The sequence below is a fragment of the Stappia sp. ABD4_338 genome (genome assembly GCF_056312175.1).
The window spans coordinates 1,590,503-1,616,361 of the sequence record NZ_CM149982.1 but is presented as its reverse complement, the minus strand read 5'-3'; the positions used below and the strand labels follow the sequence as shown (position 1 = coordinate 1,616,361).

General features: G+C 66.7%; 24 protein-coding genes, 1 tRNA gene and 1 riboswitch. Of the genes, 17 read left to right on the top strand and 8 right to left on the bottom strand.

All coding sequences use genetic code 11. The annotated features are described in order from the left end of the window. Positions 1-127 precede the first annotated feature (127 nt). The 4 genes from ACYX4S_RS07435 (at position 128) to ACYX4S_RS07420 (ending at position 4,179) form a co-directional block, all read left to right on the top strand. A complete protein-coding gene (locus ACYX4S_RS07435; RefSeq protein WP_476362436.1) occupies positions 128-1,201 on the top strand; it encodes a hemin-degrading factor in 1,074 nt (357 codons plus the stop codon). A gap of 96 nt (positions 1,202-1,297) precedes the next feature. Further along, complete coding sequence (locus ACYX4S_RS07430) at positions 1,298-2,182, top strand: heme/hemin ABC transporter substrate-binding protein (protein ID WP_476362435.1); 885 nt, start codon at positions 1,298-1,300, stop codon at positions 2,180-2,182. A 15-nt stretch (positions 2,183-2,197) separates the two neighbouring features. After that, positions 2,198-3,307: a FecCD family ABC transporter permease gene (locus ACYX4S_RS07425; protein WP_476362434.1), complete on the top strand. Its 1,110-nt coding sequence runs from the start codon at positions 2,198-2,200 to the stop codon at positions 3,305-3,307. Continuing rightward, entirely contained in the window at positions 3,304-4,179 is an 876-nt protein-coding gene (locus ACYX4S_RS07420; RefSeq protein ID WP_476362433.1) for a heme ABC transporter ATP-binding protein, read from the top strand. Before ACYX4S_RS07425 ends, ACYX4S_RS07420 begins: the two co-directional genes overlap by 4 nt. A gap of 21 nt (positions 4,180-4,200) precedes the next feature. On the opposite strand, the gene ACYX4S_RS07415 is transcribed toward ACYX4S_RS07420, so the two are convergent. Genes ACYX4S_RS07415 through ACYX4S_RS07405 form a run of 3 tightly spaced genes read right to left on the bottom strand, consistent with a single transcriptional unit; the run spans position 4,201 to position 6,369 of the window. Then, the gene (locus tag ACYX4S_RS07415) at positions 4,201-4,632 is read right to left on the bottom strand and encodes a Fur family transcriptional regulator (RefSeq protein ID WP_293721412.1); all 432 of its coding nucleotides are present in this window, start codon (positions 4,630-4,632) and stop codon (positions 4,201-4,203) included. Further along, complete coding sequence (locus tag ACYX4S_RS07410; protein WP_476362432.1) at positions 4,629-5,480, bottom strand: metal ABC transporter permease; 852 nt, start codon at positions 5,478-5,480, stop codon at positions 4,629-4,631. Before ACYX4S_RS07410 ends, ACYX4S_RS07415 begins: the two co-directional genes overlap by 4 nt. Next, a complete protein-coding gene (locus tag ACYX4S_RS07405) occupies positions 5,470-6,369 on the bottom strand; it encodes an ATP-binding cassette domain-containing protein (RefSeq protein WP_476362831.1) in 900 nt (299 codons plus the stop codon). The genes ACYX4S_RS07410 and ACYX4S_RS07405 overlap by 11 nt, the downstream gene beginning before the upstream one ends. Before the next feature lie 268 nt (positions 6,370-6,637). Between ACYX4S_RS07405 and ACYX4S_RS07400 the strand changes: the two genes are divergently transcribed. The 6 genes from ACYX4S_RS07400 to ACYX4S_RS07375 all read left to right on the top strand — a co-directional run bounded on the left by ACYX4S_RS07400 (position 6,638) and on the right by ACYX4S_RS07375 (position 12,780). Beyond that, the gene (locus ACYX4S_RS07400; protein ID WP_476362431.1) at positions 6,638-7,705 is read left to right on the top strand and encodes a zinc ABC transporter substrate-binding protein; all 1,068 of its coding nucleotides are present in this window, start codon (positions 6,638-6,640) and stop codon (positions 7,703-7,705) included. Positions 7,706-7,906: 201 nt separating this feature from the next. Then, a complete protein-coding gene (locus ACYX4S_RS07395; protein WP_476362430.1) occupies positions 7,907-9,121 on the top strand; it encodes a GTP-binding protein in 1,215 nt (404 codons plus the stop codon). Positions 9,122-9,169: 48 nt separating this feature from the next. After that, positions 9,170-9,381: riboswitch (cobalamin riboswitch) on the top strand. Positions 9,382-9,504: 123 nt separating this feature from the next. Further along, on the top strand, positions 9,505-9,987 hold the full coding sequence (locus ACYX4S_RS07390) for a DUF1636 family protein (protein WP_476362429.1): 483 nt from the start codon (positions 9,505-9,507) through the stop codon (positions 9,985-9,987). Further along, positions 9,984-10,805: an ABC transporter ATP-binding protein gene (locus ACYX4S_RS07385; protein WP_476362428.1), complete on the top strand. Its 822-nt coding sequence runs from the start codon at positions 9,984-9,986 to the stop codon at positions 10,803-10,805. The genes ACYX4S_RS07390 and ACYX4S_RS07385 overlap by 4 nt, the downstream gene beginning before the upstream one ends. 37 nt (positions 10,806-10,842) lie before the next feature. Then, the gene (locus ACYX4S_RS07380; protein WP_476362427.1) at positions 10,843-11,790 is read left to right on the top strand and encodes an ABC transporter substrate-binding protein; all 948 of its coding nucleotides are present in this window, start codon (positions 10,843-10,845) and stop codon (positions 11,788-11,790) included. A 3-nt stretch (positions 11,791-11,793) separates the two neighbouring features. After that, the gene (locus tag ACYX4S_RS07375) at positions 11,794-12,780 is read left to right on the top strand and encodes a FecCD family ABC transporter permease (protein ID WP_476362426.1); all 987 of its coding nucleotides are present in this window, start codon (positions 11,794-11,796) and stop codon (positions 12,778-12,780) included. A gap of 18 nt (positions 12,781-12,798) precedes the next feature. Here ACYX4S_RS07375 and ACYX4S_RS07370 read toward each other — a convergent pair whose 3' ends face one another. Beyond that, positions 12,799-13,272 carry an Lrp/AsnC family transcriptional regulator gene (locus ACYX4S_RS07370; RefSeq protein WP_476362425.1) on the bottom strand — a complete coding sequence of 158 codons (474 nt, stop codon included), beginning with the start codon at positions 13,270-13,272 and terminating at the stop codon, positions 12,799-12,801. A gap of 195 nt (positions 13,273-13,467) precedes the next feature. Between ACYX4S_RS07370 and ACYX4S_RS07365 the strand changes: the two genes are divergently transcribed. The 5 genes from ACYX4S_RS07365 (at position 13,468) to lpdA (ending at position 19,684) form a co-directional block, all read left to right on the top strand. Next, positions 13,468-14,619: an acyl-CoA dehydrogenase family protein gene (locus ACYX4S_RS07365; protein ID WP_476362424.1), complete on the top strand. Its 1,152-nt coding sequence runs from the start codon at positions 13,468-13,470 to the stop codon at positions 14,617-14,619. A gap of 77 nt (positions 14,620-14,696) precedes the next feature. Next, positions 14,697-15,929, top strand: a complete 1,233-nt coding sequence (locus ACYX4S_RS07360; RefSeq protein WP_476362423.1) for a thiamine pyrophosphate-dependent enzyme — start codon at positions 14,697-14,699, stop codon at positions 15,927-15,929. Position 15,930: 1 nt separating this feature from the next. Next, entirely contained in the window at positions 15,931-16,944 is a 1,014-nt protein-coding gene (locus ACYX4S_RS07355; RefSeq protein WP_422068937.1) for an alpha-ketoacid dehydrogenase subunit beta, read from the top strand. A gap of 3 nt (positions 16,945-16,947) precedes the next feature. After that, entirely contained in the window at positions 16,948-18,288 is a 1,341-nt protein-coding gene (locus ACYX4S_RS07350; RefSeq protein ID WP_476362422.1) for a dihydrolipoamide acetyltransferase family protein, read from the top strand. Positions 18,289-18,292: 4 nt separating this feature from the next. Beyond that, entirely contained in the window at positions 18,293-19,684 is a 1,392-nt protein-coding gene (gene lpdA, locus ACYX4S_RS07345; RefSeq protein ID WP_476362421.1) for a dihydrolipoyl dehydrogenase, read from the top strand. 227 nt (positions 19,685-19,911) lie between these two features. On the opposite strand, the gene ACYX4S_RS07340 is transcribed toward lpdA, so the two are convergent. The 3 genes from ACYX4S_RS07340 to ACYX4S_RS07330 form a co-directional block, all read right to left on the bottom strand. Beyond that, on the bottom strand, positions 19,912-21,273 hold the full coding sequence (locus tag ACYX4S_RS07340; RefSeq protein ID WP_476362420.1) for a TRAP transporter large permease: 1,362 nt from the start codon (positions 21,271-21,273) through the stop codon (positions 19,912-19,914). Between the two features lie 47 nt (positions 21,274-21,320). After that, positions 21,321-21,848, bottom strand: a complete 528-nt coding sequence (locus tag ACYX4S_RS07335; protein WP_293721392.1) for a TRAP transporter small permease subunit — start codon at positions 21,846-21,848, stop codon at positions 21,321-21,323. A gap of 80 nt (positions 21,849-21,928) precedes the next feature. Next, positions 21,929-22,960, bottom strand: a complete 1,032-nt coding sequence (locus ACYX4S_RS07330; RefSeq protein ID WP_476362419.1) for a TRAP transporter substrate-binding protein — start codon at positions 22,958-22,960, stop codon at positions 21,929-21,931. A gap of 387 nt (positions 22,961-23,347) precedes the next feature. Here ACYX4S_RS07330 and ACYX4S_RS07325 point away from each other — a divergent pair, with 387 nt between their 5' ends. Together ACYX4S_RS07325 and ACYX4S_RS07320 are read left to right on the top strand one after the other, a co-directional pair. After that, the gene (locus ACYX4S_RS07325) at positions 23,348-23,809 is read left to right on the top strand and encodes an Lrp/AsnC family transcriptional regulator (RefSeq protein WP_422068941.1); all 462 of its coding nucleotides are present in this window, start codon (positions 23,348-23,350) and stop codon (positions 23,807-23,809) included. Positions 23,810-24,068: 259 nt separating this feature from the next. Next, a tRNA-Cys gene (locus ACYX4S_RS07320) sits at positions 24,069-24,144 on the top strand. A gap of 145 nt (positions 24,145-24,289) precedes the next feature. Here the strand turns inward: ACYX4S_RS07320 and ACYX4S_RS07315 are convergent. Next, on the bottom strand, positions 24,290-25,846 hold the full coding sequence (locus tag ACYX4S_RS07315) for an amino acid adenylation domain-containing protein (RefSeq protein WP_476362418.1): 1,557 nt from the start codon (positions 25,844-25,846) through the stop codon (positions 24,290-24,292). Positions 25,847-25,859: the final 13 nt, after the last annotated feature.

Here is a 25,859-nt window from a genome sequence, read left to right as displayed (position 1 = left end):
GACGGCACCCGGCGAACGCCAGCGAAGGATCGGAACCATTTGAGTTTCGCGCCATCCGCGCTGGTACCCGTGCTCCGCTTCGGCGACCGGGCCGGTTTCGCGGCCTCGCGCCGAATGAGGTGACCTGATGACCACACCGACGACCGACTTCGAGAAGATCAGGCGGATGCGCCGCGAAAACCCGAAGATGCGCGAGCGCGATCTTGCCAACACCCTTGAGGTGAGCGAGGCCGACCTCGTGGCGGCCGAATGCGGATTGGGCGCGCGTCGAATCGAGGTTCGCTTCGACGAGATCTTCAAGGGCCTGGCCGACGTGGGTGAAGTGCTGGCGCTCACCCGCAACGAAAGCGCCGTGCACGAGAAGCCGGGCGTCTACGACCGCTTCATCCCCGGCAAGGGCGCCGCGATGATGCTTGGCGCGCAGATCGACACCCGCATGTTCCCCGCTGTCTGGAAGCATGGCTTTGCGGTCGAGAAGACGGCTGAAGACGGCTCGGTGAAGAAGAGCCTTCAGTTCTTCGACAAGCACGGCGACGCCGTGCACAAGATCCATACCCGCGAGGCCACGGACATGGCGGCGTGGGATGCGCTGGTCGAAAGCCTGGTCGCCGGTGACCAGGCGCCGGTCCTGTCGCCCGCCGCGGTTCCGGCGGAAAAGACCGAGCGGACGCCGGCCGATCCCTCCAAGGCCCCGGAGCTGCGCGAGCGCTGGCAGGCCATGACCGATACGCATCAGTTCCACGGCATGCTGCGCGAACTCGAGCTCCATCGTCTCGATGCCCTGGCCATGACCGGCGAGGAGCGCGCCTGGAAGCTGCAGTCCGATGCCGTCGTGACCATGCTGCACAAGGCGGCGGAAACGGCCGTGCCGATCATGTGCTTCGTCGGCAGCCGCGGCTGCATCCAGATCCACACCGGGCCGGTCTCCAGGATCGCGGCCATGGGCCCCTGGATCAACATCATGGATCCGGGCTTTCACCTGCACCTTCGCACCGACCACATCGTCGAGGTCTGGGCGGTTCGCAAGCCCTGCGACGCCGGCCATGTGACCTCCATCGAGGCCTATGACGCCGATGGCACGCTGGTCATCCAGTTCTTCGGAGAGCGCAAGGAAGGCCTCGACGAGTTGCCCGATTGGCGCACCCTCGTCGAGGAGCTGCCCCGCGCGACCGAGAACGAAACCGTTCTCGAACCGGCCTGACCCGGTCGACCACGCCACGAACGTCGTCTTTTCCGGCCCTGCCGCGACCTGTTTCGCCAGCGCGCGTCGCGGGGCCGGAGCATGAAGGAATTTCGAATGCGGTTCTTTTCCTCAACCCGCGCCCTGGCGCCCCTCGCCGGTGCCGCCCTCACCTTTCTCGCCGCCGCTCATCCGGCGGTCGCCGATGGCGATCTTTCCGGCGCACAGCGGATCGTCTCCATCGGTGGCGACGTAACCGAGATCGTCTACGATCTCGGCGAGCAGGACCGGCTCGTCGCCCGCGACACCACCAGCTCCTTCCCGGAGGCGGCGACGGACCTGCCGGACGTCGGCTACATGCGTGCCCTTGCCCCGGAAGGCGTTCTGTCGGTGAAGCCCGACGGCATTCTCACCATCGAGGGCAGCGGACCTCCTCAGGCGCTGGACGTTCTCGCCCGCGCCGGAGTTCCGGTCGCGACCATTCCCAACGGTTTCACCCGTGACGCGGTCGTGGCCAAGATCGAGGCGGTCGGCAAGGCGCTCGGCGTTCCGGAAAAGGCCACCCCCCTTGCCGAAAAGGCCGGGAAGAGCCTCGACGAGGCCATCGCGGAAGCCCGGGCGATCGACCGCGACACCCGCGTGCTCTTCATCCTGTCCATGCAGGGCGGACGCATCATGGGTGCCGGTTCCGATACGGCCGCGGCCGGCATTCTCGAGCTTGCGGGCCTGACCAACGCCATCACCGGCATGACTGGCTACAAGCAGCTCAGCGACGAGGCCGTGATCGCGGCGGCACCGGATGTCGTGCTGATGATCGACCGTGGCGCGGGTCATGTGGTCGACCCGGAGGAGCTGTTCTCCAACGCGGCGCTCTCCCAGACGCCCGCCGGCCGCGAGCACCGGCTCGTGCGCATGGACGGTCTGTTCCTGCTCGGCTTCGGTCCGCGCACGGCGGAGGCGGTACGCGACCTGTCCTCGCGCCTTGCCGCCGACGGCCTCTGAGATCGGAGCGCAGCAATGACCGTCGCCTCGCCCCCCGACATGCCGGTACGCACGGGCGTGCTGGCCGAGGCGCGCCAGGGAAATCGCGAGCCGCTCGCGCGGCTCGCGATCCTTCTCCTTGGCCTGTTTCTTGTGCTGGTCTGCGCGCTCGCGCTTGCAACGGGACCGCTTGACCTCGATCTCTTCCGGGTTGTCGGGGAGCTCTTCGGCGACCGGCGCGAGGATGCCGTCGGCGCACTTCGCGACAGCGTCATCCTGTGGCAGGTACGCCTGCCCCGCGTGCTTCTGGGCGCCTGCGTCGGTGCCGCCCTCGCCGTGTCCGGCGCGCTCATGCAGGGCCTGTTCAGAAACCCGCTCGCGGATCCGGGTATCGTCGGTGTTTCGGCCGGCGCCGGCCTCGGCGCGGCATTGATGATCGTGCTCGGCGGAACGATCCTGGCTCCCTTCTCGGCCTTTGCCGGGTTTTACGCGCTGCCGTTCGCCGCGTTCATCGGCGCCCTTCTGACCACCTTCACCCTCTACCGGATCGGCACGCGCGGCGGCTTCACCTCGGTCGCCACGATGCTGCTCGCCGGCATCGCCCTCGCGGCCCTCGCCGGTGCCGCCACGGGCCTGCTGATCTTCGTCGCCGACGACCAGCAGTTGCGGGACCTGAATTTCTGGGGCCTCGGCTCGCTTGCCGGCGCGACCTGGGAAAAGCTCTCGGCCGTCGCGCCGATCATCGCCATCGTCTTGTTGTCGATGCCCTTCTTCGCGTCGGGCCTCAACGGCCTGCTCCTGGGCGAGGCCGGCGCGGCGCACCTTGGCGTGCGGGTGCAGCGCCTGAAGGTCGGCAGCATCGTGGCCGTGGCGGCCGCGACTGGAGCTTCGGTGGCGGTCAGCGGCGGCATCGGGTTCGTCGGCATCGTCGTGCCTCATCTCCTGCGCCTGACAATCGGACCCGACCACCGGCACCTTCTTCCCGCCTCGGCCCTTCTCGGCGCGAGCCTCCTGATCCTCGCCGACACGGTAAGCCGCACGGTCGTCGCACCGGCCGAACTGCCGATCGGCATCGTCACCGCCATCGCCGGCGCACCCGTCTTCCTGTGGATCCTTCTCGGCCGAAAGGGCCTGACAAGCCTATGACCGCAAAGCTCGCCTCAATGACGCCGGCCGCCCCTACCCCACGCCATGTCCTGGAGGCTCGCGACGTCTCGCTTGCCTATGGCAAGCGTACCGTCGTCGACCAGGTCAGCCTGACCGCCGAGGCCGGCGCGCTCACCGTGGTGATCGGCCCCAACGGATCCGGCAAGAGCTCGCTTCTTCGTGCCCTCACGGGCGAGGCCGCGCACACCGGCGAGGTGGAACTCAACGGCCGGTCGCTTTCCGGAATCGCGCCCGAGGAACTGGCGCGCGACCGTGGTGTCCTGGCCCAGCACACCGCGCTGGCGTTTCCGCTTACGGTCGCCGAGGTCGTGCGCCTCGGGATTCGCCGCAATCTCTCCATGTCGGCACGACAGGCGCACGCACGCATCGCAGAGGCGCTTGAAAAGGTGGACCTCTCCGGTTTCGCGCCGCGCCCCTACCACAGCCTGTCCGGCGGCGAGCAGCAACGCGTGCATCTTGCCCGCGTGCTGTGCCAGGTCTGGGAGCCCGTGTCCGACCATGGCCCGCGCTGGCTGTTTCTGGACGAGCCGGTGTCGAGCCTCGACATTCACCACCAGATCATGATCATGGACGTCGCGGCGGACTACGCCCGCCGGGGCGGCGGCGTCGTGGCCGTGCTGCACGACCTCAACCTGACGGCCCTTTTCGCCGATCAGGTTCTGGTGATGAAGGAAGGACAGTTGCTGGCGCGGGGACGCCCGGCAACGGTGCTGACCGACGCGATCGTGTCGGAGGCTTTCGACCATCCCTTGCGCGTCGGCGCCGTTCCGCGCGCGGGAATGCCCTTCATCCTGCCGCAAACCTCCGGCGACAACGCCACGCAGGGGGCAACCGCCGCAGCGCGCGGCTGAGACGCGGCCTTTGCCCGGTGATCAGGCCGGTGCGTTCACGCGCTGCCCGCTGCGGCACTGGCCGCAGCGCCCCCTCAGCTCCACCGTCGACTTGCGCAGGGCAAAGTCAGCCTCCAGCGCAATCCCGTCGAGAGCGTGGGACAATGCATGGTCGTTCAGTTCCGACACCTGACCACAGATGTCACAGATCGTGAAGGCCACGGTCGAATGGGTCCCGCAACCGGGATGGCTGCAGGCGACGAAAGCGTTGATGCTTTCAAGCCGGTGCACCATGCCGATCTCGACCAGCTTTTCCAGCGCCCTGTAGACCTGCGGCGGCGCGCGAAAGCCCTCGGAGCGAAGCTGGTCCAGGATCGTGTAGGCGGTAAGCGGCGCATGGGCCCGCGAGAGCGCCTCGAACACCAGCGCCTGATTGCGCGTCAGATCCGCACGGCTCGCGTCATTCAGGGTCATTGTCCGCTCCTCTCGTCATTCGGCGCCGGCGCGCGATCGCGCCCGCGCAGCACCCGCATCAGCATACCGGCGGCCGGTGTCATCGCCAGGATGAACAGTGCGAGCGCCGCCACCACGATCGACGGCCCGGACGGTGTATCCCAGTTCAGCGAGGCTTCCAGCCCCCCGATCACCGCGATCACGCCAACGAGACCGGCAAGCACGGCCATCTGTTCCGGGCCCGCCGCCAGACGCCGGGCGGTTGCAGCGGGGATGATCAGCATGGCGGTAATGAGCAGAACGCCCACGATCTTCATCGATATGGCGATCACCGTCGCCATCAGCACCATGAAGATGAAATCCGCCCGTTCCGGCTGAAGCCCTTCCGCCTCGGCCACGTCGCGGTTGACCGTCGCGGCGAAAAGCGGCGTCCAGATCAATGCGAGAATCGTCAGCACGACGGCCCCGCCGCCGTAGATCAGCGCGATGTCGAGGCGCGAAACGGCCAGGATGTCGCCAAACAAAAAGCCCATGAGATCGATGCGGACCCAGCTCATGAAACCGAGTGCGACGAGCCCGAGCGCGAGCGAGGAATGCGCCAGAAGCCCGAGCAATGCGTCCGACGAAAGCGTTGCCTTGCGCCTCAGGAGCAGCAGGGCGAGCGACACCAGAACCGCGGTCACGAAGACGGCCAGCGTGACGTTGACCTGCAGCAGGAAGGCCAGCGCCACACCCAGCAGGGCGGCATGGGAAAGCGTATCGCCGAAATAGGCCAGCCGCCGCCACACGACGAAACAGCCGAGCGGCCCCGCCACGAGGGCCACGCCGATCCCCGCGACGAGCGCGCGGGTGAAGAAATCATCCAGCATCGCGCCTGCCCTCCCCGATCCCGTGGTCATGTGTGTGACCGGGCTCATCGCCATGCCCGTGGTGATGGCCGTCTTCCGGGTGACAGTGTTCCGTGATCGACCCATCGGCGTGGCGCACGCGCCCGTCGGGCAGATGGGTGTGATCGTGATGATGCTCATAGACGGCCAGCGCCGGGCTCGCGCGACCACCGAAAAGCCGGCGGTACGCCTCGCTCGAGGCAACCGCCGTCGGCGCGCCGGAACAGCACACGTGTCCGTTGAGGCAGATGACGTGATCGGTTGCCGCCATGACCACATGCAGGTCGTGGGAGATCAGCAGGATACCGCAGCCAAGGTCGTCGCGGATGCGTCCGATCAGGTCGTAAAGCGCGCTCTCGCCGGAGAAATCGACGCCCTGCACGGGCTCGTCGAGCACCAGCAGATGCGGCTTTCGCGCGATGGCGCGGGCCAAAAGCACTCGCTGGAACTCGCCGCCGGACAGAAGCCGGACCTCCGCGCGGGCGAGATGGGAGACGCCTGTCGCGGCAAGCGCCGCCTCCGCCTCGTCGCGGGGCACCGGCCCGGTCAGGCGCATGAAGCGCATCACGTCCAGCGGCAGGGTCCAGTCGACCGTCACCTTCTGGGGCACGTAACCGACCCTCAGGCCGGCGCGACGTTCGGAACGCCCCTCGGTCGGCTTCAAAAGCCCGAGCGCCATCCGCGCGGTGGTGGACTTGCCCGACCCGTTGGGGCCGATCAGGGTCACGATTTCCCCCGGCCTCACGGCCAGGTCGACCCCGCGCACCAGCCAGCGCCCGTCGGCGAACACCCCGGCCCGCTCGAGCGCCACAAGCGGCTCGCTGCCGCCCGCACCGGCAGGCGCGGCACCACGATCACGCTCCTTGCTCATTTCGTCATCCATGTGCTCTCGCCAGCCGCCCCGGCTCGCCGGTTCCCTGCGCTGCGAACGGGATAGCGGGACTGTCCACCGGCGACAAACAAAACCTGTTGCCTCCCCTTATCTCACACGTTATAGAGTAACACAACAACGTGATATTATAACAAATCAAGGCTGAAAGTTGACGCGTGGAAGCACTGCGCGTCATCGAAATTGACGTCCGGCCCTGGCTCGGACGCCCTCTGAAAAGACCCAGACCCGAAAACGGAAAGTTTGCGCCATGCCCCTTCTTCGCAGCTCAATCGTGTCCGCGCTGCTCCTGTGCTCGACAAGCACGATGGCCCTGTCCGAGACACCGAATGTGGTCGCCTCGATCAAGCCGGTCCACTCTCTGGTCGCGACGATCATGCAGGGCGTGGGAAGCCCGCAGCTCATCCTGGAAGGCGCGAGCTCGCCCCACACCGCGAGCTTCAAGCCCTCGCAGGCCGGGATGCTGGAACAGGCCGACATCGTCTTCTGGATCGGCGAGGACCTCGAGCCCTTCCTGGAAAAGCCCATCGAGACCATCGGCTCGAAGGCGCATGCGATCGCGCTCGGCGAAGCCCAGGGTGTCACGCATCTCGCTCCGCGCGAGGGCGGCGCCTTCGAGGCACACGATCATGACCACCACGGCCATGCGGATCATGACGATCACGCCACGCACGATCATGATCACGGCGATCACGATCACGGGCATGACCATGAGGAGCACGCCCACGAGGGTCATGACCACGATCACGACGGGCACGATCACGATTCCCACGCAGGCCATGAGCACGGCCACGGCGAGGTGGACCCGCATGTCTGGCTCGACCCGGAGAATGCCCGCGCGATGGCCCGTGTCATCACAGAAGAACTCGTCGAGCACGACCCGGACAACAAGGCCGCCTACGAGGCGAACCTTGCAGCGCTGAACACGCGCCTCGACACCGAGACCGCAGAAATCCGCGACATGCTGGCGCCGGTGAAGGACAAGGGCTTCATCGTCTTCCACGATGCCTACCAGTACTTCGAGAAGCGCTTCGGGCTCGCGGCGGCCGGATCGATCACCGTCAGCCCCGAGGTCATCCCCGGAGCCGAGCGCGTGAGCGCTATCAAGGCCAAGATCGGCGAGCTGGGGGCGACCTGCGTCTTCGCCGAACCGCAGTTCGAACCCAAGCTGATCACCGTCGTCACGGAGGGCACCAACGCGCGCACCGGCACGCTCGATCCGCTCGGCGCCGCCCTGCCCGCCGGCCCCGACCAGTACTTCGGGCTGATGAACGATCTGGCCACCTCGCTGAAGGACTGCCTCGCCGGCGAGAGCTGACCCGGCATCCGGTCCTGGCCGGGCACGCCCGTCCGGCCAGGGTCGCCCCGACGCCGTGCCGCCACCAAACCGCGCAGCGGAGTCCGCGCGGCTTTCTTTCGGCCAGATTTGTTATGTTATCTCATAATATAGAGATGACAACGGGGCCTGCCGTCCGCTCACAGGACCGCCCTCCCACTTCCGTCTCTTGAGGACACCAACATGCCTTCCCTTCCCGAAAAGCTTCCCGTGACCGTCCTGTCCGGCTTTCTCGGCGCCGGAAAGACGACGCTCCTGAACAGGATCCTCTCCAACCGTGACGGACTGCGCGTCGCGGTGATCGTGAACGACATGAGCGAGGTCAACGTCGACGCCGGTCTCGTGCGCGATGGCGGCGCGGATCTCTCGCGCACCCGCGAACAGCTCGTGGAGATGACCAACGGCTGCATCTGCTGCACCCTGCGCGAGGACCTGCTGACGGAGGTCTTCCGCATTGCCGGGGAGCAACGCTTCGATCATCTGCTCATCGAGGCAAGCGGAATTTCCGAGCCGCTTCCGGTCGCGGCGACCTTCGCCTTTCGCGACGAGAACAATGTCAGCCTCGAGGATGTGGCGGAAATCAACTCCATGATCACGGTCGTCGATGCGGCGAACCTGATCGCGAACTACGGCTCCAACGCCTTTCTCGCCGAGCGCGGACTGGAGGCGGCGGAAGGCGACGACCGCAGCCTCGTCGACCTGCTTGTCGAGCAGATCGAGTTCGCCGACACCATCGTGCTCAACAAGGTGAGCCTCGCGGACGCGCGCGAGTTGCAGGCGGTGCGCAAGATCGTGCGCGCGCTCAACACCGACGCGCGCGTGCTGGAGACGGATTTCGGCAACATTCCGGTTCCCGAGCTTCTTGGCGCGAAGCACTTCGATTTCGACCGTGCCCAGTCCCATCCGCTCTGGTTCAAGGAGCTCAACGGTTTTGCGGACCACGTGCCCGAGACCGAGGAATACGGCATTCGCTCCTTCGTCTATCGCGCCCGGCGCCCCTTCGCGCCGCAGCGATTGAAGGCGTTCATCGATCGCTCCTGGCCAGGCGTCGTGCGCACCAAGGGCTTCTTCTGGCTTGCGACCCGCCCGCGCCACGTCGGGGAAATCAGCCAGGCGGGCGCCCAGGTGCGCACGGAAAAACGCGGTCTGTGGTGGTCGGCGGTTCCCAAATCCTACTGGCCGGAAGACCCCGCCTGGGCGTCGGCCATGCGCCCGATCTTCGATTCCCGGTGGGGCGACCGGCGCCAGGAGATCGTCTTCATCGGCCTGGACACAATGGACGAGGCAGCACTTCGCGCCGACCTGGATTCCTGTCTGGTCGACGACGACGATTTCCGCCCCGACCTCTGGACCGGGTTGCCGGACCCCTTTCCCGCCTGGCAGGCCGGGACCGACTGAACGGGACGGCAGGCAAGGCGAAAGCGGTTGCCGCGGGGCGGCCAATCTGCCACTTTTCGTGGTGATGGTTGCCTGCGGAGAATCTCCAAGGGCATGAAAAGGGAACACGGTGAGGCGTACCCAACAGGGACCGAGACCGTGGCTGCCCCCGCAACTGTGAGCGGAAAGCCGACCCCATGTGCCACTGTCCGGACAGGACGGGAAGGCGGGGGAGGCAGCGACCCGCGAGCCAGGAGACCTGCCATCATGGTTTCACCAATTACCGGACGGGGTGTTCCGGGAAGGCGACATGGCAATATCCGGACAGTGCAGGCTTTCCATCTTGCATCGTCCCCCGGCCATCGGTCTTCCCCTGCCCCGCTCCCTCGACCGGCAGGATAAGGATGGCCAGCGACCTGACCTCCTCCATCATCGGGCATGACGACCCGGCACGCTCCGGCACCGCAAGCGCGATCGTCACCGTCTGCAAGACCTGTCGCGCCCGGCACGTCGACGAGGATGGCGCCACGCACTACGGCGAACGCGTCGGCGAGGATGTCTCGAGACGTCTGGCCGAGGCCCTGTGCGCGCTTGAGCTCGATGAGCGCGTCGCCCTTGCCGACGTCGGCTGCATGGCCGGTTGCGGGCGCCCCTGCTCGGTCGCGGTCCAGGCCGTCGGCAAGGCGGGATATCTCTTTGGCGACATCGTCACGGACGAGGAGGTGGCGGCAATCGCCGCCTTCGCGGGCCAGCACATCGGCCTCGAGGACGGATGGTGCTCCTCGCTTCAACGCCCCGAGGCACTGAAGCGCAAGACACTGGCACGTCTTCCCGCTCCCCTTCCCCTCCCGCCGCTGGCCGGCGCCCTTCGCGAGGCAGCGGAATGAGCCACGAGACCGGACAGGAGGTCACCCTCGAACTTCTCGGCCTGGGCTATGCCACCGCACGCGGCGACGCCCTTGTCGCGGATGTGTCCTTCCACGTCCACGCCGGCGAGATCCTTGCGATCGCGGGGCCCAATGGCGCTGGCAAGAGCACGCTGGTGCGCATGATCGCCGGGCTGATGCCCGCCGGCTCCGGCGAGATCAGGCTCGGCGGGCGCCCCCTGACCGATATTCCGATCGCGGAACGGGCCCGCTCCGTCGCCTATGTCGGCCAAAGCGAGGAGCCCGACGGACGCCTGTCCGTCACCGAATATGTCGCCCTCGGGCGGTTGCCGCACCGGCGCGCGCTGGATGCCCGCGCCCATCGCACGGCGGTCGCCGAAGCGCTCGCCGTCGCCGGCCTCTCCTCCCTTGCGCCTCGCACCATCGGCAGCCTGTCCGGCGGCGAGCGCCAACGTGCCAAGATCGCCCGGGCCGTCTGCCAGACACCGAAGCTTCTGGTGCTGGACGAGCCGACCAACCACCTCGACCCGCGTGCCCGGGGCGATCTGCTCAGCCTCGTTGCCCGCCTGGGCATCACCGTCATCGCCGTCCTGCACGACCTGACGCTGATCGAGGATTTCGCCAGCCACGTTGCACTCATCGACGACGGACGCCTAGCCGCCTACGGCCACCCGCAAGAGGTCCTGTCCGGCGCGAGGGTACGCGAGACCTTCGAGGTCGACATGCACCGGCTGCCCCACCCCTTCGAGGACCGGCTGCTCTGCGCCCTCGACATCCCCATCAGCCGGCCCATCAACCGGCCCGTCCCCTCGCGCTGAACCACAAGTCCCTCCGCCTCTGACCGAAAGACCCGTCATGCTCCGCATCCCGACCGCTCTCGCCGCCCTTCTTCTCGCGGGGACGGCACAGGCCGCTCCCGTCACCGTCGACAATTGCGGCGAGCCGCTCACCTTCGAGACCACGCCCGAGCGCATGGTGACCCAGGACATCAACATCTCGGAGATGGCCTTCGCCCTTGGCCTTCAGGACCACATGGTCGGCGTCAGCGGCATCAGCGGCTGGTACAAGACCACGCCCGATTTCGAGAAGAAGCGCGGTGACCTGCCGGAAATCGCGCCGAAGTACCCTTCGATGGAGAACCTTGTCGCCTCCGGCGCGGATCTCTTCTTCGGCGGCTGGTACTACGGGATGAAGCCGGGCGGAGACGTGACGCCGGAAACGCTTGGCCGGCAGGGCATCAAGACGCTGATCCTCACCGAGAGCTGCATCCACGTCGACAAGGAGCGCCCCGCCGCATCCCTCGACCTGCTTTACGGCGACGTCGAGCGGCTGGGAAAGATCTTCTCGCGCGAGGACGAGGCCAACGCTCTGGTGGAGGGCTGGAAGTCCCGTGTCGCGGCCGTTCAGGAAGCTGTCTCCGGACGCGAGCCCGTCAAGGTGTTCCTGTATGATTCCGGCGAGGACAAACCCTTCACGGCGGGCCGCTTCGCCATGCCGACCGCGATGATCGAGGCCGCCGGCGGACGAAACGTCACCGCCGACATGGAGACGAGCTGGGGAACCACCTCTTGGGAGGCGGTCGCCGCCGCCGACCCCGATTTCATCATTCTGCTCGACTACCAGGACAGCGGCGGCGCCGACAAGCTGTTCGCCTTCCTGCAGGCCCATCCCGTTCTCGGGCACCTCAAGGCGGTTCAGGAAAACCGTACCCTGCCCCTGCGCTACGAGGAACTGACGCCCGGCCCCGCGAACATCGACGGCGTCGAGAAGATCGCCCGCGCCCTCTATCCGGACGCCTTCTGAGCCATGCGCCTTGTCTTGCTCGCGACCGTCGGCGTGCTGGCGGTCGCGATTCTCGTCATCGCAGCCATTGTCGTGGGCTCGACGCCGCTGCCGCTGGAAACGGTGATTGGCGCGCTTGCGGGCGGGCCACAGGCGGAGACGCCGCTCGGGCGCATCGTCACCGACCTGCGCCTGCCGCGCGCCCTGCTTGCGCTGCTGACGGGCGCCGGGCTCGGTATCGTCGGCTGCCTGCTCCAGACCACCACGAGAAACGATCTGGCCGACCCGTTCCTGTTCGGGCTCTCGTCGGGTGCCGCGGCCGGCGCCGTGTTCGTCATCACGGTCACCGGCGACCTGCTCGGGATCTGGACGCTTCCCGCCGCCGCCTTCACCGGCGGCATGGCCGCCTCCATCGTCGTGCTGGCGCTCACGGCAAGGCTCGGCGACAAGGGACCGGCCCAGCTCGTGCTTGCCGGTCTCGCGGTCTCCTTCCTGTTCATGGCGCTGACCAACTACCTGGTCTTCGCCGGCGACCAGCGCGCCGCCCATTCGGTTCTGTTCTGGACGCTTGGCGGCCTCGGGCTCGCCCGCTGGGAAATCCTTCCGGTCGCGGTGGCCGGCCTTGCCGCCGTCCTGGCCTTCGCCGGCCTCAACCACCGGCGGCTCGATGCGGTTCTGGCCGGGGAGGACACCGCCCGCACGCTCGGTATCGACGTGGGGCGGCTGCGCAAGATGACCTTTCTCGTCTGCGCCTTCGCGACCGCCGCCTTCGTGTCCCTAACCGGCGTGATCGGCTTTGTCGGCCTCATGGTGCCGCACATGGCGCGCGCGCTCACCGGACCGCTGCACGGCGGGCTGATCGCCATCGCCGCGCTCATCGGCGCGGCACTCCTTCTTGCAAGCGATATCGCCGCACGCACCCTGCTCGCCCCCCAGGAACTGCCCGTCGGCATCGTCACCACGGCGCTGGGAGCCATCTTCGTGCTGGCCCTCGTCGGCCGCCGGTCCTGATCCGCTGGCGCCCCGGGTTTACACCTCTTCCGGAACGCAGGAGGTGACCCGTTTCAGGCAGCGCAACGAGAAGCTGGAGCGCGAGTTGCGTAACCCCTCGACGCCAAAGAGGTGCTCGCGCAGGAACTGCTCCACACCCTTGGTGCCATTCGCGGCGATCTTGACGAAATAATCGTACTCACCCGCCATCATGTGGACCTCCAGCACGTCCGGAAGCGCCGCCATCGCCTTGCCGAAGCTCTCCAGCGCCGTGGCATTGTGCCGGTCGAGAGAGACCTCGATCATCACCGTGTCGTCGAGGCCGAGCGCTTCGTGGTCGAGCACCGCCGTATAGCCGGCGATCACCCCCTCCTCCTCCATTCGGCGCACCCGCTGCCAGCACGGGCTGGGTGACAGCCCCACCTTTCGCGCAAGATCCGTGTTGGACAGCCGGCCATCCTCCACCAGCGCCCGGAGAATCTTGCGATCTATCTCGTCGAGTTGTCGGCTCATGAAATTTTCCTCTGAGATGTATGGCCGGTCCGGGACAGCCTTTCTCATATTGGCGGTTTCGAAGCAAATTCGAAAAGATATTCCGATGCGTTCCAGCCACACTCTCCGAAGTCGGGCGGCCGGGTGCCGTCACGGGTCGGGGGGGAGCCGGCCCGGACTGTTCCGTGGCCCGTGATACGTTGAGGAGGCGTCTTCATGGAATTTGCCCTGTCGGAAGAACAGGCCCTCATTTTCGATACGGCCCGTGCCTTCGGCGCGGATGCGATCGCGCCCCACGCCTATGACTGGGAGAAGGAAGGCACCATCCCCCGCGAGGTTCTGCGGGCCGCCGGCGAGCTCGGCTTCGGTGCCCTCTACGTTCCCGAGGAGCTTGGCGGAACGGGGCTTACCCGCCTGGACGCGACGCTTGTCTTCGAGGCGCTTTCCATGGCATGCCCCTCCGTCGCGGCCTTCATTTCCATCCACAACATGTGCCTCAACATGATCGCCAAATACGGCGGCGAGGCCCTGCGCGACCAGTGGATGGAGAAGCTTGCGAGCCTGGAGGCGGTCGCCTCCTATTGCCTGACCGAGCCCGGCGCCGGCTCCGACGCGGCATCGCTTCGCACCCGCGCGGCGCGCACGGACACCGGCTGGTCCCTCACCGGCAACAAGGCATTCATCTCCGGCGGTGGCTACTCGGACGTCTATGTCGTCATGTGCCGCACGGGCAACGCCGGCCCGAAGGGCATTTCCACCGTCCTCGTTCCCAACGGCGCCGAGGGCCTGAGCTTCGGCGCCTTCGAACGCAAGATGGGCTGGAAGGCCCAGCCCACCGCGCAGGTGCAATTCGATGCCTGCGAGGTGCCCGCCGACCATCTCCTGGGCGAGGAAGGACGCGGCTTCTCCTACGCCATGGAAGGGCTCGACGGCGGCCGTCTCAACATTGCCGCCTGCGCGCTCGGCGGAGCCCAGGCCGCCCTCGACGCCGCCCTTCGCTACACGGGCGAGCGCACCGCCTTCGGCCAGAGCCTCGACCGCTTCCAGGCCCTCCAGTTCCGGCTTGCCGACATGGAAACGGAGCTTCAGGCCGCACGTGTCTTCCTGCGCCAGGCCGCCTGGAAGCTCGACACGGGGGCCGGCGACGCGACCAAGTTCTGCGCCATGGCGAAGCGCTTCGTCACCGACACCGCCTCGCGGGTCGCCAATGACGCGCTCCAGCTCTTCGGCGGCTATGGTTATCTCGAGGACTACGGGGTGGAGAAGATCGTGCGCGACCTCCGCGTCCACCAGATCCTCGAGGGCACAAACGAGATCATGCGCGTGATCGTCGCGCGTTCGCTTCTGGTCGAGCGCGACAGGTCCTGAACCGTTTCGCCGCCCGTGCGTTTGACTGTGAGGGGGCATCCGGCGGATCCCCCGGCTTTTCACGAGAGGGAGGTCCCATGACTGCTCCACGCCCGCTCTCCCTGCATGTTCCCGAGCCGGGTTGCCGGCCGGGCGACACGCCGGACTTTTCAGAGTTCGAGATCCCTCGCGCCGGTGCCGTGCGCCGGCCCGATGTGGACGAGGCGCCCGAAAACATGCGCGACATGGCGTTTTCCGTCGTGCGCGTCCTGAACAAGGCCGGTGAGGCCGTCGGTCCGTGGTCGGGGCTTCTCGACGCCGATGCCCTGCGCGACGGGCTGAAGCACATGATGACCCTGCGCCAGTTCGACGAGCGCATGCTCAAGGCGCAGCGGCAGGGAAAGACCAGCTTCTACATGCAGCACCTGGGCGAGGAAGCGGTTTCCTGTGCCTTCCGCATGGCACTCGAGGACGGGGACATGAACTTCCCCACCTACCGCCAGGCGGGCCTGCTGATCGCGGGCGGCTATCCCATGACCGACATGATGAACCAGATCTACTCGAACGCCGCCGATCCGCTGAAAGGCCGGCAGCTTCCGGTCATGTACTCCTCGCGCGAGCACGGCTTCTTCACGATCTCCGGCAACCTGGGCACCCAGTTCATCCAGGCCGTGGGATGGGCGATGGCCTCGGCGATTTCCGGGGACACCAGGATCGCGGCCGGCTGGATCGGCGACGGCTCCACCTCGGAAGCCGACTTCCACGCGGCCATGGTCTTCGCCTCCAGCTACAAGGCGCCGGTCATCCTCAACATCGTCAACAACCAGTGGGCGATCTCGACCTTCCAGGGCATGGCCCGCGGCGGCGCGGTCACCTTCGCCGCGCGCGGCCACGGGTTCGGCATTCCGTCCATCCGCGTCGACGGCAACGACTATCTCGCCGTTCACGCGGTCTCGAGCTGGGCGGCGGAACGGGCACGCTCCGGCCTCGGCCCGACGCTGATCGAGCACGTCACCTACCGCGCGGGCGGGCACTCCACCTCGGACGACCCCTCCGCCTACCGCTCAAAGGACGAGTTCAGCGCCTGGCCGCTGGGCGATCCGGTGGACCGGCTCAAGAAGCACCTCGTCACCATCGGGGAATGGTCCGAGGAGCGCCACACCCAGGCGATGGCTGAGATCAACGACACGGTTCGCGCCTGCCAGAAGGAGGCCGAGGCGAACGGCACGCTCATTTCGGGCCGCAAGCCGTCGCCCCGGGCCATGTTCGACGACGTCTACGCCGAGATGCCTCCGCATCTCCATCGTCAGCGCCAGGAAGCGGGGTTCTGACATGGCACGCATGACCATGATCGAGGCGATCCGCAACGCCCATGACATCGCCATGGAACGCGACAAGCGGGTCGTCGTGTTCGGCGAGGATGTCGGCTACTTCGGCGGCGTGTTCCGCTGCACGGCCGGCCTGCAGAAGAAGTACGGCTCCAACCGCTGCTTCGACGCGCCGATCTCGGAAAACGGCATCGTCGGCGCCGCCATCGGCATGTGCGCCTACGGGCTCAAGCCGGTCGTGGAGATCCAGTTCGCCGACTACATGTACCCCGCCTACGACCAGATCGTCAGCGAGGCAGCCCGCATGCGTCACCGCTCCGCCGGCCAGTTCACCTGTCCGATGGTGATCCGGATGCCGTCGGGCGGCGGCATCTTCGGCGGCCAGACCCACAGCCAGAGCCCCGAGGCGCTTTTCACGCATGTGGCCGGGCTGAAGGTGGTCGTGCCGTCGAACCCGCGCGATGCGAAGGGACTGCTGCTCGCCGCCATCGAGGATCCGGACCCGGTGATCTTCCTCGAGCCGAAGCGGCTCTACAACGGCCCCTTCGACGGCCACCACGACCGTCCGGTCGTTGCCTGGAAGAACCATGAGCTCGGCGACGTCAGCGAGGACCACTACACCGTGCCGCTCGGCAAGGCGAAGGTCCGCCGCGAGGGCGAGGCCCTCACCGTGCTCGCCTACGGCACCATGGTCTATGTGGCCCAGGCGGCGGCCGAGGAAGCCGGCATCGACGCGGAGATCATCGACCTGCGCACGCTACTTCCGCTCGACATCGAGACCATCGAGGCATCGGTCAAGAAAACCGGGCGTTGCGTCATCATCCACGAGGCGACGAAAACCTCCGGCTTCGGCGCGGAGCTGAGCGCACTCGTCCAGGAGGCCTGCTTCTACCATCTCGAGGCCCCGATCCTGCGCGTGACCGGCTGGGACACGCCCTATCCGCACGCCCAGGAATGGATCTACTTCCCGGGTCCCGATCGCATCAAGCGCGCCTTTGCCGCGGTACTGGAGGGCTGAGACATGGGGCTTTTCACCATCACCCTACCCGACATCGGAGAAGGCATCGCCGAGGCGGAGCTGACCGAGTGGGCGGTCTCCATCGGCGACACGGTTTCCGAGGATGACATCCTCGGTGTCGTCATGACCGACAAGGCCGCCGTGGAGGTTCCCTCCTCCGTTGACGGCAAGGTCGTGTGGCTGTGTGGGGAACCCGGCGACACCGTCGCCATCGGCGACCGTTTCGCGCAGATCGAGATCGAGGGCGAGGGCAACGACACGCAGGCAGCTTCGGCGTCATCCGCCCCGCCTCCGGAGGCGGAGACGAAGTCCGACGACGGCAACGCCGACAAGGCCGAAGAGACCGGCAGCGCGGAAGACACCGACGAAAAGGCGCAGCCCGCCCCCAAGGCGGACAAGCCCGCGCCGGCCGAGGCCACGCCCGCGAGGAAAGCCGGGGCCCAGCCGGTTGCACGACAGCCGCTTGCCCGGGGCGAGAAACCTCTCGCCTCCCCCTCGGTTCGCCGCCGCGCGCTGGAGGCCGGTGTCGATCTAAGGCTCGTCGGCGGGTCCGGGCCGGCCGGGCGCATCCTTCAGGAGGACCTCGACGCCTACCTGGAGCACGGACCGGCAGTCGCCACCTCGAGCGCCCGTGTTCCCGCGACAGGCACGCGCGAGATCAAGGTCATCGGAATGCGCCGGCGGATCGCCGAAAAGATGGCGCTCTCCAAGGCCCGCATTCCGCATATCACCATCGTCGAGGAGGTCGACATGACCGCCCTCGAGGATCTGCGGGCCGCGCTCAACTCCGAGCACGGGTCCGGCCGGGGCAAGCTGACGGTGCTGCCGTTCCTCGCCCGCGCCATGGTTCAGGCGATCCGCGCCCAGCCGGAGATGAACGCCACCTTCGACGATGACGCAGGCGTCATCCACCAGTCGGAAGGCGTGCACATCGGCATCGCGACACAAACCCCCGCCGGCCTTGCCGTTCCGGTCGTGCGCCACACGGAGGCCCTGTCCCTGTGGGACACGGCCGGCGAGATTGCCCGTCTGGCAACGGCCGCGCGCGATGGCAAGGCGGCACGCGACGAACTGTCCGGCTCCACCATCACCATCACCTCGCTCGGCCCGCTCGGCGCAATCGCGACGACACCGATCATCAATCACCCGGAAGTGGCGATTGTCGGCGTCAACAAGATGGCCGTGCGACCCATGTGGGACGGCGAGGCGTTCCGTCCGCGCAAGATGATGAACCTGTCGTGTTCCTTCGACCACCGGGTCATCGACGGCTGGGACGCGGCCGTTTTCGTGCAGAAGCTGAAATCGCTTCTGGAAACCCCTGCCCTCCTGTTCATCGAGGAGTGAGCCGATGAGCGACCTGACCTGCAAGCTCCTGATCATCGGAGCCGGCCCGGGCGGCTACATCTGCGGCATCCGCGCCGGCCAGCTCGGCATCGACACCATTGTCGTGGACGACCAAAAGCCCGGCGGCACCTGCCTCAACGTGGGCTGCATTCCCTCCAAGGCGCTGATCCATGCCGCCGACGAGTTCCACAAAGTGAAACGCTTTGCCGCCGGCAACACGCCGCTCGGCATCAGCTCGGCATCGCCCGCGATCGACCTGGCCCAGACGCTGGACTGGAAGAACGGCATCGTCAGCCGGCTGAACGCCGGCGTTGCCGGCCTTCTCAAGAAGGCCGGAGCGAGGCTGATGGCCGGGCGGGCGACCTTCCAGGACGGCAAGACCGTCAAGGTCACTTCCGACGGGAGCACGGTGCAGATCCGTGCCGAGCATGTTGTCATCGCCACCGGCTCGGCACCGGTCGAACTGCCGTTCCTGCCCTTCGGCGGCAAGGTGATCAGTTCGACCGGGGCACTCGCCCTGACGGAGGTTCCGGATAAACTCTGCGTCGTCGGTGGCGGTTACATCGGACTGGAGATCGGCACCGCCTTCGCCAAGCTCGGCTCCACCGTCACCGTGGTCGAGGCCGCCTCCCGCGTTCTCCCGCAGTACGACAATGCCCTGACCCGTCCGGTGATGAAGTCGCTCAAGTCGCTCGGCGTCGAGGTCATGACCGACACCAAGGCAAGGGGGCTTGGCGAAGCCGGTCTCCTGATAGAGACGGCCGACGGCGCCGAGCGCGAGATCGCGGCCGACAAGGTTCTCGTCACGGTGGGCCGGCGGCCGCTGTCGGACAGCGGCAACATCGCAAGCCTGGGGCTTGCCACCGACGGCCCCTTCCTCCGTATCGACGATCAGTGCCGGACATCGATGCAGGGCGTTTTCGCCATCGGCGACGTGACCGGGGAGCCCATGCTCGCGCATCGCGCGATGGCCCAGGGCGAGATGGTCGCCGAGATCCTCGCGGGACACGCCCGGCGCTGGGACAAGCGGTCCATTCCCGCCGTGTGCTTCACCGATCCGGAGATCGTGAGCTGCGGCCTGTCGCCCGACGCCGCCAAGGCGGAAGGGCATGAGGTCACCACCGGCCTCTTCCCCTTCTCGGCCAATGGCCGTGCCATGACCATGGAAGCCGAGGACGGCTTCGTGCGCATCGTCACCCGCAAGAGCGACAACCTCGTGCTCGGCCTTCAGGCCGTCGGCCACGGTGTGTCGGAGCTGTCCGCGTCCTTCTCGCTCGCCATCGAAATGGGCGCGGTCACCGAGGACATCGCCGGCGCGATTCACGCGCATCCGACCCAGAGCGAGGCGCTGCAGGAAGCCGCCTTCGCGGCACTTGGACACGCCTTGCACATCTGAGACACGGCGCAATGCGGCGCCCCGCCGCGCGTTCAAATGCGAAGAAAAAGCCCGGCCCAGGCGGCCGGGCTTTTTGCTTGGCCTCGATCCCCGAACGACATGCAAGGCGTGCCGGGCGACCACTCGCCTTCGCCATCCCGCCCGGAGACGTAAAACGCGACGGGCGGCGCGATCCTGTCGGGAATCGCGCCGCCCGCTGCCGGGTCCCGTCGGGTTGCAGCCGAGCGTCAGTCGAACATCTGGTTCGGCAGCCACATGGCCACGTCCGGCCACATCACCACGACGGCTAGCGCCAGAAGCTGCAACAGCACGAAGGGAATGATGCCCTGGTAGATCTGCTGCAGCGACACGAGGGAGCGCGCCGTCCCCTTCAGGTAGAACAGGGCAAATCCGAATGGTGGTGTCAGGAAGCTGGTCTGGAGGTTGATCGCGACCAGGATCGCGAACCAGTAGACCGCATCGCCCTGCCCCACATGGCCGCCGAAGTCGAGATGCGACACGATCGGCGCGAAGATCGGCAGGATGATGAGCGTGATCTCGATCCAGTCGAAGAAGAAGCCCAGCACGAAAATGAGCAGCAGAAGCGCCGCCAGCACGCCCCACGGCCCCATGCTCGACGCATCGGCCAGCGAAAGCACCAGATGCTCGCCGCCGAAGCGGCGGAAAAGGTAGCTGAAGGCCGTCGCTCCCACGAAGATGAAGAAGATCATCGCCACGGTGTTGAGCGAGCGGCTGAGAACGTCATGCAGGCCGGGCAGGTCCAACCGCCGACGGAACAATGCCAACGCCAGCGCCCCGAGCGCACCGACGCCGCTCGCCTCCGTCGGCGTCGCGAACCCGCCGAGGATGGAGCCCAGCACGAGGCCGATGAGCAGCGCCGGCGGCACCAGCCCGGCGGCGAGCTTGCCGATCAGCTCCCGTCGCTCCTCAGGTGTCAGCGGCTCGCTCGTGCGCGGCGCGAGGTTCGGCCGCAGGGCGCTCGCGCTGACGATATAGATCAGGTAGAAGGCCGAGAGCATCAGGCCCGGGAAGAGCGCGGCCATGAACAGCTTGCCGACGGAGACCGTCAGCAGATCGCCCATGATCACGAGCATGATCGACGGCGGGATGAGAATGCCGAGCGTTCCCGAGGCCGCGATCGTGCCTGTTGCCAGCGAGGGCGCGTAGCCCGAGCGCAGCATCATGGGCAGCGCCAGCAGAGTCAGCATCGCCACCGAGGCGCCGATGATGCCCGTCGAGGCGGCGAGGATCGTGCCCATCATGGTCACGGCGACGGCCAGTCCCCCCGGAACCCGGCGCAGCAGTGTCTGCAAGCCGTCCAGGAGATCTTCCGCGATGCCGCTCTTTTCCATGAGCGTGCCCATGACCACGAACATGGGCACGGCCACCATCACGGAATTCGATATGATCCCGCTGAAGATGCGGTTCACGAGCAGCGGCAGATGGGCGAAACGGATTTCTCCGAGCGCCAGGCCGATGCCGGCGAAGACGAGCGAGACCCCGCCGAGAACGGCCGCCACCGGCAGGCCGCTGAAGATGAAGAGTACCAGGCAGACGAACATCAGCACCGGCAGCATTTCCGCAAGCATTCGGTCGCGTCCTTCGATCTTTGATGTGGAATGCAGGGGCCGGGACGTCAGTCCTCGACAAAGGGCATCGAGGTTCCGTCACGGTCGCGCAGGCAATCGATGGCACGCAGCAGCACCGCGACGGCGGAGAACACCACCAGCGCGAAACCGATCGTCAGGAACGACTTGATGATCCAGCGGTGCGAGAGCCCCGCGCCGGCAACCGATCCCTCCCCGGTGACATAGGCGCGCACGACGTAGTCGATGGAGAACCAGAATAGGATCGACGCGTAGGGGATCAGGAAGAGGACGATGCCGAAGATCTCCAGCCAGAGCTTGGTGCGCCGGGTGAAGTTCTCTCTGAACAGGTCCACCCGCACATGCGCGTCGCGGAGATAGGCGGCTCCCAGACCGAGCATCAGCGCGGCGCCGTGCAGGTGCCATTGCAGGTCCTGCAGCATGATCGAGCCGGTGTCGAAGAACTTGCGGCCGAGAACGTCGTAGCCGATGACGAAGGCCAGAAACAGGAGAAGCCAGCTTCCGATGGCATGGGCGCCTCGCGGCAATGCCGCGGCGAGACGGGCCAGTCTTTCCATGTCGCGATTCCTTGCAGTCAGGAGTGGGGGCGCCGGTCCGCACGGACCGACGCCCCCCGAACTCATGGCTCAGGCGCGTGTCAGCGCATGTAGCCGAGATCGCGCCACTCGGCGTAGCCGTCACGGAAATCGGAGTAGGACTTCCACACGCGGGCGAAGTCCTCGTCCTCCGCCTTCATCTCCTCGACCACCTCGAGCCATGCGGCTTCCATCGCCTCGAGAATTTCAGGCGACCACTTGTGGGTGATGACGCCCTTCTCCTTGAGCTCGCTGAGCGCCTTGCCCTGGATGGCCTCGCCCCAGGCGATGGATTCCATCACCGCCGAGCGGCACACATGGTTGATCGCCGCCTGCTCCGTCTCGCTCAGGCCGTCCCAAACGTCCTTGTTGATGATGAGGGAGTAGAGCGAGGTCTGCTGGTGCCAGCCGGGGAAGTAGTAGTGCTTGGCGTAGTCCTGCATGCCCAGCATCTGGTCGAGCGCGGGCATGGACACCTCGGCCGCGTCGATGGTGCCGAGTTCAAGCGCGGGAACCGTGTCGCCGACCGGCAGCGTCAGCGTCTGGACGCCGAGCTTCTCCATCACGCGCGCGCCGAGACCGTAGAAGCGCATCTTCATGCCCTTCAGGTCTTCGAGGCTCTCGATCGGCTCGCGGAACCAGCCCGACGCCTCGGGAGGCGTGGTCGTGCAGACGATGCTGACGATGTTGTGCTTCGCCGCGATCTCGTCCCAGATCTCCTTGCCGCCGCCCTTGTAGTACCAGGCCAGGTACTCCGGCGCCTCGGGACCGAAGGGCACCGAGGTGAACATGGCCGCCGACTTGATCACGCCCTGCGCGAAGCCGGTGGAATACCAGGCCGCGTCCACCGCGCCCGTCGAGACGGCGTCCCACGCCTCGGGCGCGGGAACCAGCGCGCCCGGCTCGTTGAAGGTGAAGGTCAGCGAACCGCCCGTCAGCGTCGAGACGCGGTTGCCGAGATCCTTGCCGATGTCGCCGACGATCGGGAACGATCCCGGGTAGACACTCGTCATCTCGAGCGTCTTCGCGCCGGCCGGAACGGCGGCCAGGGTCACGAGGGCGGTGGCAAGGCTGAGACGTTTTTTCCAGGACATTTCGGTTCCTCCCTTAAGTCACTGAACAGGCGATCGCCCCGCGGGCAGTCGCGAAGGCATCGCATCGCGCGACGCGCGGCAGGACCGGACACCGGCGTCTTGGCCGGATCATGCAGGATCGGGGGGATGACGGCGCACGCCGGGTCGCTTGAAAAGAACGGGACCCGCGGAGGAAAAGCCTCCGCTCGCGGCACTCTCGCAGGACCGGAAAACCGATCAATCTCAATAAGCTCCGGACGAATCCGGCACCCTCCCCGACCGGCGCTCCCCCACCGGTCCTTCGCCAGAATATAGAAGCGGGAAATCGAATATTTTTGTCTTTTTGCGGGTCACAAAGCCGCCTCTATGCATATAATTCGCGTGAAAGTTACAAGTGGAGGAATATGCATGTCGGCACTCGACGAAACGGACCTCAAGATCCTGCGAGTCCTGCAAAAGGATGGCTCGCTGACCGTTTCAGAAGTCGCCGAACGCGTGAGCCTTTCCCAGTCTCCCTGCTCGCGCCGCATCGGCAGGTTGCAGGGCGAGGGCATCATCATGGGCCGCTCGGTTCTCCTCGACCGGCGCAAGCTCGGATTCCATGCGGTCATCCTGGCGCGCATCCGTCTCACCGAGCACGGGCGTCAGTCGATTTCCGTCTTTCAGGAAGCAGCTTTCAGAATACCCGAGGTACAGGTGGTCCAGCTCATGCTGGGAGACTTCGACTTCCATCTGCGCGTCGTCGTGCGCGACATGGACCATTACCAGATCCTTCTGCGTGAGAAGCTGGTCATGATGCCGGGCGTCCGGGAAATCCAGAGCACGGTCATTCTCGAGGAAATGAAATACACCTCGCTGCTGCCAATCTGAGGTTGGTCCGGCCGCGCCGCGCTCCGCCCGCTCCGATCGCCCCGCGGGAGGCCCGCCCTTGCCCGGCTGACCGCGACGGGACGCGGGCAACCGGCGTGCCGGACACGCTCCCGGGTTGCATTTCGCCGGACCGTCCAAATGTCAAAATGAATATATCTGGATACCATCCGGTCTGTTGACCGGAGTGACGAGGGACAATACCTTCAAATCAGGATCAATATTGTCAAATATAGATCCCGCAAGAGACGAAACTATTCATGGCCTCGTGGCGGAACTGGCTACGCGAAGGGATTGCAACTCCCTTGATCCTGGTTCGAATCCAGGCGAGGCCTCCATTTCCCTGATCCGGAAACGCGATGCGCGGGCACGGCGTCTCACAGGCGCCGAGCCATGAAGCTGCAGTCGCACAAGAGACAAGGGCCGGAGATCAACTCCGGCCCTTTCATCTTTCATCGTTCGGTTTCCCGGGATGGTACGGCCTCAGCCCGCGCCCGCCATGGCCTCCACACGCCGCAACGCCTGGCGGTCGAGCTTTCCCGTCGACGTGCGCGGTAGCCCCTCGCGGAACTCCGCGCTCTCGGGAACCATGTAGGCCGGCAGCCGGCCGGCGCAGTGGCGACGCAGCGAGCGCAGATCGGGCGCCTCCTGCTCCGAGGCAAGGACGAGAAACGCTTTCAGGCTCCTGTCTCCCTCGCCGTCCTCGATATCCGTGACGGCGGCTTCGGCAATCGCCGGATGAGCGGCGAGCGCCTCCTCGACCTCGCCGAGGTTGACCCGGTTTCCCCGGATCTTCACCTGCGTGTCACGGCGGCCGACGTAGCGCAACGTGCCGTCCGCGCCGATCTCGACAAGGTCGCCCGAGCGGTAGACCCTGTCGGGAAAAAGGTCATGGCCTGGATGCTGCGCGAACCGGGACGCGGTCGCCTCCCCGGCGCGCCAGTAGCCCAGCGCCACCGTCGGCCCTCGCGCACAGAGTTCGCCGATGGCTCCCGCCTCGCTGAGGATCGCCCCCGCGTCGTCAACCACCAGAACCTGCATGTGAGAACAGGGCCGCCCGATGGGAAGCGGCGTATCCTCGACGGTCTCGCCGATCTCGTGGAAGGTGACGTCGTTCATCTCGGTCGATCCGTAGATGTTCACCATGCGCGTATGCGGCAACTTCATGCGCAGATTGCGCAGCGCCTCGGGCGGAAAAGGTTCACCGGCGAAGAAAACCAGCCGTAACGGCGCAAGGGCGGCATCGCCGGCCTCCAGATGGCGCACCATCAGCCGCAGGACGGAGGGCACCGACTGCCAGACGGTGATCGCGTTCTGCGTCACGAACCGCACCAGGTCGACACCGAGAAAGCTCAACCCTTGCGGCACCAGGCAGACACAGGCGCCATGGGCCAGCGTGGTCCAGACGTCGAAGAGAGACAGGTCGAAGTGAAGCGGCGCATGGGCCGACACCCGGTCGTCCTCCCGAAGGGCGAAGAAGTCCCCGGCCCAGTCGGAGAAGGCGGCGATGTTGCGATGCGAGATCACGACGCCCTTGGGCTGCCCGGTCGACCCCGAGGTGTAGAGCAGGCAGGCCGGATCGTCCTCGCATGAGCGGACCGTATTCAGCGGAACGGTTCCGGCGAGCGCGGCCTCGTCATCCGCGTCTCCGAGCACGAGAGCTGGCGGCAGATCGCCCGCCTCGGCCTCCAGGGCGTCGAGTTTCCGCCGCTTGGTCGCGCCCGTCACCAGGGCGGCCGGCTCGCTGTCGGCAAGGATGGCGGACAGCCTCGGCGGCGGCCCGGTCGGATCCAGGGGCACATAGGCCGCTCCGGCAAGCCAAGCCCCCAGAAGGCCCGCCACCGCATCCGGGGACTTGTCGAGCAGGACCGCCACGCGGTCGCCCGGAGCCACCCCGATGTCGACGAGCCGCGCGGCGATACGCCCCGCGCGATCCAGAAGCTCGCCGCGTGAAACGCACCGCCCCTCGAAGGCCACGGCGGGCCGGCCGGGATCGCGGGCCGCAAGCACCGCGATCTTTGCCGCAACGGTTCGGGTCATGCCGTCCCCACCC

Excerpts from the sequence above, each read along its gene's own strand:
- ACYX4S_RS07330 (WP_476362419.1), bottom strand. The coding sequence starts at position 22,960 with ATGTCCTGGAAAAAACGTCTCAGCCTTGCCACCGCCCTCGTGACCCTG.
- lpdA (WP_476362421.1), top strand. The coding sequence starts at position 18,293 with ATGAGCGACCTGACCTGCAAGCTCCTGATCATCGGAGCCGGCCCGGGC.
- ACYX4S_RS07325 (WP_422068941.1), top strand. The coding sequence starts at position 23,348 with ATGTCGGCACTCGACGAAACGGACCTCAAGATCCTGCGAGTCCTGCAA.
- ACYX4S_RS07350 (WP_476362422.1), top strand. The coding sequence starts at position 16,948 with ATGGGGCTTTTCACCATCACCCTACCCGACATCGGAGAAGGCATCGCC.
- ACYX4S_RS07405 (WP_476362831.1), bottom strand. The coding sequence starts at position 6,369 with ATGAGCAAGGAGCGTGATCGTGGTGCCGCGCCTGCCGGTGCGGGCGGC.
- ACYX4S_RS07420 (WP_476362433.1), top strand. The coding sequence starts at position 3,304 with ATGACCGCAAAGCTCGCCTCAATGACGCCGGCCGCCCCTACCCCACGC.
- ACYX4S_RS07435 (WP_476362436.1), top strand. The coding sequence starts at position 128 with ATGACCACACCGACGACCGACTTCGAGAAGATCAGGCGGATGCGCCGC.
- ACYX4S_RS07410 (WP_476362432.1), bottom strand. The coding sequence starts at position 5,480 with ATGCTGGATGATTTCTTCACCCGCGCGCTCGTCGCGGGGATCGGCGTG.
- ACYX4S_RS07360 (WP_476362423.1), top strand. The coding sequence starts at position 14,697 with ATGACTGCTCCACGCCCGCTCTCCCTGCATGTTCCCGAGCCGGGTTGC.
- ACYX4S_RS07370 (WP_476362425.1), bottom strand. The coding sequence starts at position 13,272 with ATGAGCCGACAACTCGACGAGATAGATCGCAAGATTCTCCGGGCGCTG.
- ACYX4S_RS07395 (WP_476362430.1), top strand. The coding sequence starts at position 7,907 with ATGCCTTCCCTTCCCGAAAAGCTTCCCGTGACCGTCCTGTCCGGCTTT.
- ACYX4S_RS07425 (WP_476362434.1), top strand. The coding sequence starts at position 2,198 with ATGACCGTCGCCTCGCCCCCCGACATGCCGGTACGCACGGGCGTGCTG.
- ACYX4S_RS07390 (WP_476362429.1), top strand. The coding sequence starts at position 9,505 with ATGGCCAGCGACCTGACCTCCTCCATCATCGGGCATGACGACCCGGCA.
- ACYX4S_RS07355 (WP_422068937.1), top strand. The coding sequence starts at position 15,931 with ATGGCACGCATGACCATGATCGAGGCGATCCGCAACGCCCATGACATC.
- ACYX4S_RS07415 (WP_293721412.1), bottom strand. The coding sequence starts at position 4,632 with ATGACCCTGAATGACGCGAGCCGTGCGGATCTGACGCGCAATCAGGCG.
- ACYX4S_RS07400 (WP_476362431.1), top strand. The coding sequence starts at position 6,638 with ATGCCCCTTCTTCGCAGCTCAATCGTGTCCGCGCTGCTCCTGTGCTCG.
- ACYX4S_RS07315 (WP_476362418.1), bottom strand. The coding sequence starts at position 25,846 with ATGACCCGAACCGTTGCGGCAAAGATCGCGGTGCTTGCGGCCCGCGAT.
- ACYX4S_RS07340 (WP_476362420.1), bottom strand. The coding sequence starts at position 21,273 with ATGCTTGCGGAAATGCTGCCGGTGCTGATGTTCGTCTGCCTGGTACTC.
- ACYX4S_RS07380 (WP_476362427.1), top strand. The coding sequence starts at position 10,843 with ATGCTCCGCATCCCGACCGCTCTCGCCGCCCTTCTTCTCGCGGGGACG.
- ACYX4S_RS07335 (WP_293721392.1), bottom strand. The coding sequence starts at position 21,848 with ATGGAAAGACTGGCCCGTCTCGCCGCGGCATTGCCGCGAGGCGCCCAT.
- ACYX4S_RS07430 (WP_476362435.1), top strand. The coding sequence starts at position 1,298 with ATGCGGTTCTTTTCCTCAACCCGCGCCCTGGCGCCCCTCGCCGGTGCC.
- ACYX4S_RS07365 (WP_476362424.1), top strand. The coding sequence starts at position 13,468 with ATGGAATTTGCCCTGTCGGAAGAACAGGCCCTCATTTTCGATACGGCC.
- ACYX4S_RS07385 (WP_476362428.1), top strand. The coding sequence starts at position 9,984 with ATGAGCCACGAGACCGGACAGGAGGTCACCCTCGAACTTCTCGGCCTG.
- ACYX4S_RS07375 (WP_476362426.1), top strand. The coding sequence starts at position 11,794 with ATGCGCCTTGTCTTGCTCGCGACCGTCGGCGTGCTGGCGGTCGCGATT.